The following is a 393-nucleotide window of genomic DNA, read 5'->3' as shown; positions in this document are numbered from 1 at the left end:
GCGAACGCGGGACTGACCCCCGACGACATCGACCTCGTCCTGGTGGCCACCTCCACCGCCATCGACCGCTCGCCCAACATGGCCGCGCGCGTCGCCGCCAAGCTCGGCATGCGCGGCGGCCCGGCCGTGATGGACATCAACGTCGTCTGCTCGGGCTTCACGCACGCCCTCGCCACCGCCGACCACGCGATCCGGGCCGGCTCGGCCACCCGCGCCCTGGTCATCGGCGCCGACAAGATGACCGAGATCACCGACTACACCGACCGCGCCACCTGCGTCCTCACCGGCGACGGCGCCGGCGCGGCCGTCGTAGAGGCCTGCGCGGAGCCCGGCATCGGGCCCGTCCTGTTGGGATCGGTGCCGGAGATGGGCCACGCGGTGCGCATCGAGGGC

General features: G+C 73.8%; 1 pseudogene. It reads left to right on the top strand.

The features are described 5' to 3' along the window. Window positions 1-393 (top strand): annotated as a pseudogene (locus G3I71_RS49545) (3-oxoacyl-ACP synthase); the annotation flags it as partial.

The sequence above is a fragment of the Streptomyces sp. SID12501 genome, from assembly GCF_010550245.1.
Lineage (GTDB): Bacteria > Actinomycetota > Actinomycetes > Streptomycetales > Streptomycetaceae > Streptomyces.
Note: the sequence above shows the minus strand (reverse complement) of the source record. Positions and strands in the feature narration are given on the sequence as shown.